General features: G+C 68.9%; 9 protein-coding genes. All 9 read left to right on the plus strand.

The genetic code is table 11. The annotated features are described in order from the left end of the window. The first annotated feature begins 64 nt into the window (after positions 1 to 64). On the plus strand, positions 65 to 1,303 hold the full coding sequence (locus ACTMTI_RS37435; protein ID WP_441125423.1) for a geranylgeranyl reductase family protein: 1,239 nt from the start codon (positions 65 to 67) through the stop codon (positions 1,301 to 1,303). 64 nt (positions 1,304 to 1,367) lie between these two features. Next, complete coding sequence (locus tag ACTMTI_RS37440; protein ID WP_441125424.1) at positions 1,368 to 1,763, plus strand: NADH-quinone oxidoreductase subunit A; 396 nt, start codon at positions 1,368 to 1,370, stop codon at positions 1,761 to 1,763. A gap of 2 nt (positions 1,764 to 1,765) precedes the next feature. Further along, positions 1,766 to 2,317 carry a NuoB/complex I 20 kDa subunit family protein gene (locus ACTMTI_RS37445; RefSeq protein ID WP_441125425.1) on the plus strand — a complete coding sequence of 184 codons (552 nt, stop codon included), beginning with the start codon at positions 1,766 to 1,768 and terminating at the stop codon, positions 2,315 to 2,317. Further along, entirely contained in the window at positions 2,314 to 3,009 is a 696-nt protein-coding gene (locus ACTMTI_RS37450) for an NADH-quinone oxidoreductase subunit C (RefSeq protein ID WP_441125426.1), read from the plus strand. Before ACTMTI_RS37445 ends, ACTMTI_RS37450 begins: the two co-directional genes overlap by 4 nt. Continuing rightward, the gene (locus ACTMTI_RS37455) at positions 3,006 to 4,331 is read left to right on the plus strand and encodes an NADH-quinone oxidoreductase subunit D (protein ID WP_441125427.1); all 1,326 of its coding nucleotides are present in this window, start codon (positions 3,006 to 3,008) and stop codon (positions 4,329 to 4,331) included. Before ACTMTI_RS37450 ends, ACTMTI_RS37455 begins: the two co-directional genes overlap by 4 nt. Continuing rightward, positions 4,328 to 4,984 (plus strand): NADH-quinone oxidoreductase subunit NuoE, encoded by a 657-nt coding sequence (gene nuoE / locus ACTMTI_RS37460; protein ID WP_441125428.1) that lies wholly within the window; start codon positions 4,328 to 4,330, stop codon positions 4,982 to 4,984. Before ACTMTI_RS37455 ends, nuoE begins: the two co-directional genes overlap by 4 nt. Further along, the gene (gene nuoF, locus ACTMTI_RS37465) at positions 4,981 to 6,270 is read left to right on the plus strand and encodes an NADH-quinone oxidoreductase subunit NuoF (protein WP_441125429.1); all 1,290 of its coding nucleotides are present in this window, start codon (positions 4,981 to 4,983) and stop codon (positions 6,268 to 6,270) included. Before nuoE ends, nuoF begins: the two co-directional genes overlap by 4 nt. Beyond that, positions 6,267 to 8,642, plus strand: coding sequence for an NADH-quinone oxidoreductase subunit G (locus tag ACTMTI_RS37470; RefSeq protein ID WP_441125431.1), 2,376 nt, complete (start codon positions 6,267 to 6,269; stop codon positions 8,640 to 8,642). Before nuoF ends, ACTMTI_RS37470 begins: the two co-directional genes overlap by 4 nt. Beyond that, on the plus strand, positions 8,639 to 9,204 hold a 566-nt coding region (locus tag ACTMTI_RS37475; RefSeq protein ID WP_441125432.1), incomplete at its 3' end, for a complex I subunit 1/NuoH family protein. The genes ACTMTI_RS37470 and ACTMTI_RS37475, both read left to right, overlap by 4 nt.

Raw genomic sequence — 9,204 nt, forward strand, 5'->3', positions numbered from 1 at the left:
AAGCGCAGGAGCTCGCCGCGAGAGAGCGACGCAGGAGCCGACGAGTGGCGAAGCGGGCGCGACCATGAGCACAGTTGACGCCGACGTCATCGTCGTCGGCGCCGGTCCCGCCGGTTCCGCGACCGCCTTCTACCTCGCTCAGGCCGGACTCGACGTGCTGCTCCTGGAGAAGACCAGGTTCCCCCGCGAGAAGGTCTGCGGCGACGGCCTGACCCCCCGTGCGGTCAAGCAGCTGCTCAACATGGGCGTTGACATCGACGCGCCCGGCTGGATCAGGAACAAGGGCCTGCGTGTCGTCGGCGGCGGCCACCGATTCGAGCTCGACTGGCCCCAGCTCGAGCGCTTCCCCGACTTTGGGCTCGTCCGCACCCGCCAGGACTTCGACCAGATCGTCGCGGCCAACGCGGTCAAGAACGGCGCGCGCCTCATGGAGGGCGTCACCGTCACCGGGCCCGTGCTCGACGACCGCAGCGGCCACATCGTCGGCGTGACGACCAAGGACGGCCGCGAGTTCCGCAGCAAGGTGGTGGTGGCCGCCGACGGCAACAGCACCCGGCTGGCCCTGGGCATGGGCCTGCACAAGCGCGAGGACCGCCCGATGGGCGTGGCCGTGCGGACCTATTTCGAGAGCCCGCGGCACGACGACGACTATCTCGAGACCTGGCTGGAGCTGTGGGACGGCGACACGCTGCTGCCCGGCTACGGCTGGGTGTTCGGCGTCGGTGACGGCACCGCCAACGTGGGCCTGGGCCTGCTCAACACCAGTGCCCAGTTCAAGAACATCGACTACCGCGACCTGCTGCGCCGCTGGTGCCGGGCGATGCCCGCCGATTGGGGCTTCACCGAGGACAACATGACGGGGCCCATCCGCGGCGCCGCGCTCCCGATGGCCTTCAACAGGCAGCCTCACTACACGCGTGGCCTGGTGCTCGTGGGAGACTCCGGCGGCTCGATCAACCCGTTCAACGGCGAGGGCATCGCCTACGCCATGGAGACCGGCGAGATCGCCGGCGAGGTCGTCGCGAAGGCGCTCAAGAGCGCCACTCCCGCGCAGCGCGAGCGTACCCTCCGGACGTATCCTCGCGTGTTGAAGGACGCCTACGGCGGATATTTCACGCTCGGCAGGTTGTTCGTCGAGGCGATTGGGAAGCCGGGTGTGATGAGTTTCGGCACCAGGCATGGGCTCCCTCACCCGAGGCTGATGCGCTTCGCCCTCAAACTCCTTGGTAATCTCACCGACCGGCGAGGCGATGCGTCCGACATGATCATCAACGCACTCTCGAAGGTCGCCCCACCAGCATGAATCCCAGAATCAACAGATCCGGCTGCGCGCCCGCGCGCGCGGCGACTCCAGAGGAGGCGTAGCGATGGACCTGTACGTGCCCATCCTGGTGCTCGCCGTTCTCGCGGGGGGCTTCGCGATCTTCTCGGTCGCCATCGCTCCCTTCACCGGTCCCAAGCGCTGGAACCGCGCGAAGCTCGACGCCTATGAATGCGGCATCGAGCCGACGCCCCAGCCTGTCGGTGGTGGACGGTTCCCGCTCAAATACATGGTCACGGCGATGCTCTTCATCGTCTTCGACATCGAGATCATCTTCCTATACCCGTGGGCTGTCTCGTTCGCTCCGCAGACGAACGACGCCGGCCAGGTGCTCTCCTCCGGCCTCGGCCTGTTCGCGCTCGTGGAGATGCTGCTGTTCATCGTCACCGTGCTCGTCGCCTACGCGTACGTGTGGCGCCGCAAGGGTCTGGACTGGGACTGAAAATGGGACTTGAAGAGAAACTCCCCAGCGGGTTCATCCTCAGCACGGTCGAAGCGGCCGCCGGATGGGCACGCAAGAACTCCGTATGGCCGGCCACGTTCGGTCTCGCCTGTTGCGCGATCGAGCTGATGGCCACCGGCGGCCCCCACTACGACCTGGCGCGCTTCGGCATGGAGCGCGCTTCGGCGTCTCCCCGCCAGGCCGACCTCATGATCGTCGCCGGGCGGGTCTCCCAGAAGATGGCCCCCGTGCTGCGGCAGATCTACGACCAGATGGCCGAGCCCAAGTGGGTCATCGCCATGGGCGTGTGCGCCTCCAGCGGCGGCATGTTCAACAACTACGCGATCGTGCAGGGCGTCGATCACATCGTGCCCGTCGACATCTACCTGCCGGGCTGCCCGCCGCGGCCGGAGATGCTGATCGACGCCATCGTCAAGCTGCACGACAAGATCCAGAACACGAAGTTCGGCGCTCACCGTGCCAAGCAGATCGACGAGCTCGAGCTGAAGGCGCTGCGCACGCTGCCGCTGATCGACCAGGGGGCCGCGAAGTGACCTCGCCCGACAACCTCCCCGAGGTCCCGGACGCCCAGGTCCCCGAGGTGCCGGCGGTTCAGGAGCCGCCGATCGCCAGGCGGGGCATGTTCGGGGCGCAGGACACCGGTGACACCTCCGGCTACGGCGGCCTCGTCGTACGCCGGGCGCCGCAGCTCTCCACGCCCCGCCCGTACGGGAGCTACTTCGACGAGATCGTCGACACCCTCGCCCTCGACGACGCCATCGAGCGCGTGGTCGTGGACCGGGGCGAGCTGACCCTGCACGTCAAGCGGGAGCGCCTCGTCGAGGTGTCCCAGAAGCTGCGCGACGAGCCCGCCCTGCGCTTCGAGCTGTCGCTCGGTGTGTCCGGCGTCCACTACCCGCACCTGACAGGCGAGGAACTGCACGCCGTCTACCACCTGTGCTCGATCACGAACAACAGGCGCGTGCGCTTGGAAGTCAGTTGCCCGGACGCCGACCCGCACATTCCATCCACCGTTGGCGTTTACCCTGGTCATGACTGGCACGAGCGGGAGACGTACGACTTCTTCGGGATCGTCTTCGACGGCCACCCCGGGCTCACCCGGATCATGATGCCGGACGACTGGGACGGTCACCCGCAGCGCAAGGACTACCCGCTCGGCGGCATCCCGGTCGAATACCGCGGCGCCACCATCCCCGCGCCGGACCAGAGGAGGTCCTACTCATGAGCACCGCTTATGACGAGGCGACCGAGGGCAAGGTCTACTCCGTCAACGGGGCCGACTGGGACCAGGTCGTCAACGACGTGCGCGACACCGAAGAAGAGCGCCTCGTCGTCAACATGGGCCCGCAGCACCCGTCCACGCACGGCGTGCTCCGCCTCGTCCTGACCCTCGACGGCGAGACGGTCACCGAGGCCCGCGGCGTCATCGGCTACCTGCACACCGGCATCGAGAAGAACATGGAGTTCCGGACGTGGACCCAGGGGTCCACGTTCGTGACGCGCATGGACTACCTCTCGCCGATCTTCAATGAGACGGCCTACTGCCTGGGCGTGGAGAAGCTGCTCGGCATCACCGACCGCGTCCCCGAGCGGGCGCAGGCCATCCGCGTGATGATGATGGAGCTCAACCGCATCGCCTCGCACCTGGTGGCCATGGGCACGTTCGGCATGGAGCTGGGCGCCACCACGCCGTTCCTGTTCGGCTACCGCGACCGCGAGCTGATCATGGACCTGTTCGAGTACATCACCGGCCTGCGCATGAACCACGCCTACATCCGCCCCGGCGGCGTGAGCGTGGACCTGCCCGCGGGCACGGTCGACAAGGTCGGCGAGTTCCTCAAGGAGATGGTCAAGCGGATCAAGGACATCCGCAAGCTCCTCGACGCGAACCCGGTCTACGTCCGCCGCACGCGCGACGTGGCCTACCTCGACCTGACCGGCTGCATGGCGCTCGGCATCACGGGCCCCATCCTGCGCGCCGCCGGGCTGCCGTGGGACCTGCGCAAGTCGCAGCCCTACTGCGGCTACGAGACGTACGAGTTCGACGTCGCCACCGACCGCGGCTGCGACGTCTACGGCCGCTACCTCGTGCGCATGAAGGAGATGGAAGAGTCCCTCAAGATCATCGAGCAGGCCCTCGACCGCATCGCCGGTCCGCTCAAGGGTCAGCCGGTGATGATCGAGGACAAGAAGATCGGCTGGCCCGCGCAGCTCGCGCTCGGCCCCGACGGCTTCGGCAACTCTCCCGACCACATCGCGCACATCATGGGCACCTCGATGGAGGCCCTCATCCACCACTTCAAGCTGGTGACCGAGGGCTTCAGGGTGCCGGCCGGGCAGGCGTACGCCGCCATCGAGTCGCCCAGGGGCGAACTCGGCGCGCACGTCGTCAGCGACGGCGGCACCCGGCCCTACCGCGTGCACTTCCGCGAGCCGTCCTTCTGCAACCTGCAGAGCTTCCCCGCGATGGCGGAGGGCGGCCAGGTCGCCGACGTCATCGCCGCGGTGGCATCTATCGACCCCGTCATGGGAGGTGTGGACCGGTGACATACTCACCGGAAGTCCGTGAGCGTCTCGAACGGGACGCCAAGGAGATCATCGGCCGCTACCCGAAGACGCGGTCCGCCCTGCTGCCCCTGCTGCACCTCGTGCAGTCCGAAGACGGCTACGTCTCCGACGACGGGCAGGAGTTCTGCGCGGAGATGCTGGGTCTCAGCAAGGCCGAGGTCGTCGGCGTGTCGACCTTCTACACCATGTACAAGCGCAAGCCGGCGGGCGACTATCACGTCGGGGTGTGCATCAACGCGCTGTGCGCGGTCATGGGCGGCGACCAGATCTGGGAAGAGCTGTCGGAGCACGTCGGCGTCGGTCACGAAGAGGCGACCGCCGACGGCAAGGTCTCGCTCGAGCGCCTGGAGTGCAACGCGGCCTGCGACTTCGCCCCGGTCATGATGGTCAACTGGGAGTTCTTCGACAACCAGACGCCCGAGTCGGCCAAGCAGCTCGTCGACGACCTGCGCGACGGCAAGGACGTGCGGCCCACGCGCGGCCCGAAGAAGCTGTGCACCTTCAAGGAGGCCTCCCGCGTGCTCGCGGGGCTGCCCGACGACCTGGCGGGCGACGGCCCGTCGGCCGCCGGTGCCTCGCTCGAAGGCCTGAAGGTCGCCAAGGCCAACGGATGGAAGGCCCCCGAGGCATGAGCACGACGCTGACACCGGTCCTGACGGCCAACTGGGACCAGCCCAACTCCTTCACCCTCGACGTCTACGGCGAGTACGAGGCGGCGAAGAAGGCGCTGGGCATGGACCCGGACGCCGTCATCCAGTCCGTCAAGGACTCGGGCCTGCGCGGCCGCGGCGGTGCGGGCTTCCCGACCGGCATGAAGTGGGGGTTCATCCCGCAGGGCGACGGCAAGCCGCACTATCTCGTCGTCAACGCCGACGAGTCGGAGCCGGGCACCTGCAAGGACATCCCACTGATGATGGCCAACCCGCACGCGCTGGTCGAGGGCATCATCATCACGTCCTACGCGATCCGCGCCAACCACGCCTTCATCTACGTGCGCGGCGAGGTCCTGCACGTGATCCGGCGGCTGCACGCGGCCGTGCGGGAGGCGTACGAGAAGGGTTATCTCGGCAGCGACATCTTCGGCTCCGGCTACGACCTGGAGCTGGTCGTGCACAGCGGCGCGGGCGCGTACATCTGCGGCGAGGAGACGGCGCTGCTCGACTCGCTGGAAGGCTTCAGAGGTCAACCGCGGCTCAAGCCCCCGTTCCCGGCCGTGGCGGGCCTCTACGCCTCGCCTACTGTCGTGAACAACGTCGAGTCGATCGCCAGTGTTCCCTCGATCATCGCCAACGGGGCCGACTGGTTCGCCGGCATGGGCACCGAGAAGTCCAAGGGCTTCGGCATCTTCTCGCTGAGCGGCCACGTCACCCGCCCCGGCCAGTACGAGGCCCCGCTCGGCATCACGCTGCGCGAGCTGCTCGACATGGCCGGCGGCATCCGCGAGGGGCACCAGATCAAGTTCTGGACCCCGGGCGGCTCCTCCACGCCGATCTTCACCGACGAGCACCTCGACGTGCCGCTCGACTTCGAGGCCGTCGGCGCCAAGGGCTCCATGCTGGGCACCCGCGCGCTGCAGATCTTCGACGAGACCACCTGCGTGGTCCGCACGGTGCTGCGGTGGACGGAGTTCTACGCCCACGAGTCGTGCGGCAAGTGCACGCCGTGCCGCGAGGGCACCTACTGGCTCAAGCAGGTGCTCAAGCGCCTGGAGAAGGGCCAGGGCACCGAGGACGACCTGACCACGATCACCGACATCGCGGACAACATCCTCGGCCGCTCGTTCTGCGCCCTCGGCGACGGCGCGACCAGCCCGATTCACTCCTCGGTGAAGTACTTCCGCGAGGAGTACCTCAAGCACTTCGAGATCGGCGGCTGCCCGTTCGACCCGAAGAAGTCCACTCTCTGGGGTGAGCAGTGACCGTCGTAGAAACAGAAACGAACCTGGTGACCCTGACCATCGACGGGTTCCAGGTCAGTGTCCCCAAGGGCACCTTGATCATCAGGGCTGCCGAGCTGCTGGGCATCCAGATCCCCCGGTTCTGCGATCACCCGCTGCTCGACCCGGCGGCCAACTGCCGCCAGTGCCTGGTCGACATCCCCGACGCGGGCAACGGCCGCGGCTTCCCCAAGCCGCAGCCGTCGTGCGCGATCGAGGTCGCCGAGGGCATGGTCGTGCAGACCCAGCTCACTTCGCCGGTCGCCGAGAAGGCGCAGCGGGCGGCGATGGAGTTCCTGCTGATGAACCACCCGCTGGACTGCCCGGTCTGCGACAAGGGCGGCGAGTGCCCCCTGCAGAACCAGGCCATGTCCAACGGCCAGGGCGAGTCCCGGTTCCAGGAGCAGAAGCGGACCTTCCCCAAGCCGCTGCCGCTGTCCACGCAGGTGCTGCTCGACCGCGAGCGCTGCGTGCAGTGCGCCCGCTGCATCCGCTTCTCCGACCAGATCGCCGGCGACCCGCTCATCGAGTTCTTCGAGCGCGGGGCCAAGGAGCAGGTCCGTACGGCCGACGGCAAGCCGTTCAACTCCTACTTCTCCGGCAACACGGTGCAGATCTGCCCGGTCGGCGCGCTGACCGGCGCCGCCTACCGCTTCCGTGCCCGCCCGTTCGACCTGGTGTCCACGCCGAGCGCGTGCGAGCACTGCGCCTCCGGCTGCGCCCAGCGCACCGACCACCGGCGCGGCCGCGTCACCCGCCGCCTGGCCGGCAACGACCCGCAGGTCAACGAGGAGTGGAACTGCGACAAGGGCCGCTGGGCGTTCTCCTACGCCACGCAGCCCGACCGGCTCAAGACGCCGCTGGTCCGCAACGAGGAGGGCGTGCTCGTGCCCGCCTCGTGGCCGGAGGCGCTGGCGGTCGCCGCCGAGGGCCTGGCCAAGGCTCGCGGCAAGGCGGGCGTGCTGGTCGGCGGCCGGGTCACGGTCGAGGACTCCTACGCCTACGCCAAGTTCGCCAGGGTGGCGCTCGGCACCAACGACATCGACTTCCGCGCCAGGCCGCACTCCGCCGAGGAGGCGCAGTTCCTGGCGCACGCGGTGGCCGGCAAGGGCATCGAGATCGACTACGCCGACCTCGAGAACGCCCCGGCCGTGCTGCTCGCCGGGTTCGAGCCCGAGGAGGAGTCGCCGATCGTCTTCCTGCGCCTGCGCAAGGCGTGGCAGAAGAAGGGCCTCAAGGTCACCTCGATCGCCCCGTTCGCCTCTCCGGGACTGGAGAAGATGGGCGGCACGCTCATCCGCACCGTTCCGGGCGCCGAGGCCGACGCGATCGGCGACCTGGTCGGCACCCTCGCCGAGGGCACGATCGTGCTGGCGGGCGAGCGGCTGGCCACGGTGCCGGGCGCCCTGTCCGCTCTCGTACGGCTCGCCGCCGCCTCCGACGCCAAGCTCGCCTGGATCCCCCGCAGGGCGGGCGAGCGCGGCGCGGTCGAGGCCGGTGCGCTGCCCACCCTGCTGCCGATCGGCCGCCCGGTGGACGACGAGACCGCCAGGGCCGAGGTCGCCCGGGTGTGGAACGTGTCCGCGCTGCCCGGCACGCCGGGCCGCGACACCGCCGCCATCCTGACGGCCGCCCGCGCGGGTGACCTGGACGCGCTGGTCGTGGCCGGCGTAGACCCCTACGACCTGGCCGACCCGGCGGCGGCGCTCGACGCCCTCGAGTACACGCCGTTCATCGTCAGCCTGGAGATTCGCGCCAGCGCCGTCACCGACCGCGCCGACGTGGTCCTGCCCGTCGCCGCCGTCCAGGAGAAGGGCGGCACGTTCGTCAACTGGGAGGGCAGGGGCCGCTCGTTCGAGGCCCCGCTCAAGGTCCCGGGCCTGCAGAGCGACCTCGCCGTGATCGGCAACCTGGCCGACCGGATGGACGTGCACCTGGGCCTGCCGGACGCCAAGGCCGCCCGCCGCGAGCTGTCCAGCCTGGGCGCCTGGCGCGGCAGCCGGATCAGCGCGCCGAACGCGCTGACCCGCACCCAGGAAGTGCCGGAGGCGGGCCAGGCGCTGCTGGCGACCTGGCACCTGCTGCTCGACGAGGGCAGGCTGCAGGACGGCGAGCCCTACCTCGCCGGCACCGCCCGCCCCGCCGAAGCGCTGATCTCCGAGAGCACGGCAGCCGAGATCGGCGTCGCCGATGGCGACAAGCTGGTCGTGGGCGATAACGTCACTCTGCCCGTGCGCGTCGCCGACCTGCCGGACCGGGTGGTCTGGGTCCCGGCCAACTCCGGCGGCTGCTCGGTCACGCGCGACCTGCGTGCGGTGGCCGGCGACATCGTCACCATCGGGAGCGCCTCATGACCCATGTTCTCGCGGCCGATCCCACCCTTGCCGACTTCGGCAAGGACCCGCTGTGGATCACCATCATCAAGACCGTGATGCTGTTCCTGTTCCTGATGCTGGGCATCCTGTTCGGCGTCTGGTTCGAGCGCAAGCTGATCTCCAGGATGCAGCACCGCTACGGCCCCAACCGGGCCGGCAAGTTCGGCCTGCTGCAGTCCGTGGCCGACGGGATCAAGATGGGGCTGAAGGAGGACATCTTCCCGCGGACCGTGGACAAGGTGCTCTACCTGCTGGCGCCCGTCATCATGGTGGTCCCGGCGTTCCTGGCCTTCTCCATCGTGCCGTTCGCCCCCATGGTCAACCTGTTCGGCGTCCAGACGCCGCTGCAACTGGTCGACCTGCCGGTGGCGGTGCTGTTCATGCTCGCCATGGGCGCCGTGTCGGTCTACGGCGTGGTGCTGGCCGGTTGGTCGTCGCGCTCGCCGTACGCGCTGCTCGGCGGCCTGCGGTCGGCGGCCCAGGTGGTGTCGTACGAGATCGCCATGGGCCTGTCGTTCGTCGCGGTCTTCATCTTCGCCGG

The organism is Nonomuraea sp. H19 (assembly GCF_052068215.1).
In the GTDB taxonomy this organism is placed as follows: Bacteria; Actinomycetota; Actinomycetes; order Streptosporangiales; family Streptosporangiaceae; genus Nonomuraea.